The sequence below is a fragment of the Rhodococcus sp. NPDC003382 genome (assembly GCF_053589135.1).
Window position 1 is genome coordinate 1 of the sequence record NZ_JBSFRH010000119.1, and the last position, 1231, is coordinate 1231.

Sequence of the window (1231 nt, forward strand, 5' to 3'; positions counted from 1 at the left end):
GTCTGCCACCCCGAGTCCGGGACGGTCACCGCCTCATTCGCCGGCGTCGCCAAGTACTACGGTGTCGTGCCGGCGATCTGCCCGCCACGGTCCGGCAACCGCAAAGGTGTCGTCGAGAAGGCCAATCACACTGCAGCACAGCGGTGGTGGAGGTCCGTGGCCGACGAGTTGACGGTCGAGCAGGCGCAGGCGAGCGTGGACAAGTTCTGCACCCTGCGCGCCGATGCCCGGATGCGCGCCACCGCCGACGGTAAAGCCTCGGTGCTGACCGTCGCCGCCCGCGAACCGCTGGCGCCGATGCCGAGCAGCCCGTATCCGGTGGTCATCAGCGAACCGCGGACCGTCTCCCGGCAAGCGTTGGTGGCCTACCGCGGCAACCGCTACTCGGTGCCCCCGGAACTGGCGGCAGCGCAGGTGCACGTCACCCGCAGGCTCGGTGACGAGGTGATCGACATCGTCACCGCCTCGCAGATCACCGTCGCCCGCCACCGGCTGGCTCCGGACGGGGCCGGGGTCATCGTGCGCGATCACGGACACGTCCACGCCCTCGAACAGGCCGCACTGGCCGGTGCCGCGGCCGGAGGCCGGCCGCACCGCCGCAAGGAACGCATCCCACCCGGCGCGGACGCTCGTGCTGCGGCAGAAGCATTGCGCACCAACACTACTGAGTCTCATTCACCGTCGACCTCTCCGGCCTCGCCGGTCATCGATCTGGCCGCCTACGAGCGTGCCGCCCGCGGAAGGAACACCCTGTCATGACCCCCAACCCCGACACCACCACCGTCGCGGCAGCGAGTGTCTATCAGCGGCTGCGGGGTCACCTGGCGACGCTGAAGCTGCACGACGCCGCCGAAGCGTTGCCCTCGGTGCTCGACCGGGCGCAGAAACAGGGCCTGTCGATGACCGCGACCCTCGAACAATTGCTCTCGATCGAGGTCGATGCCACCGAAGCCCGCCGGCTGGCGGGGCGGTTGCGGTTCGCGTGCCTGCCGACCCCGGCCTCACTCGACGATTTCGATTTCGACGCCGCGCCCGGTCTGGATCGGGCGTTGATCGCCGAGCTGGGCTCCTGCCGGTTCCTGGAAACCGCGACGAACGTGCTGCTGATCGGGCCGCCAGGGGTCGGAAAGACCCATCTGTCGGTGGGTTTGGCGCGGGCTGCGGCGCATGCCGGTTACCGCACCTATTTCACCACCGCCGCGGATCTGGCGGCCCGCTGTCACCGGGCGGC

The 1231-nt window shown here is 69.9% G+C and carries 2 protein-coding genes; both read left to right on the top strand.

The genetic code is table 11. The features are described from left to right. Nucleotides 1-759, top strand: a 759-nt coding sequence (locus tag ACWDUD_RS30655) for a Mu transposase domain-containing protein (protein WP_450111782.1), incomplete at its 5' end; no start/stop codon positions are given. Then, on the top strand, nucleotides 756-1231 hold a 476-nt coding region (locus ACWDUD_RS30660; RefSeq protein WP_450111783.1), incomplete at its 3' end, for an ATP-binding protein. The genes ACWDUD_RS30655 and ACWDUD_RS30660, both read left to right, overlap by 4 nt.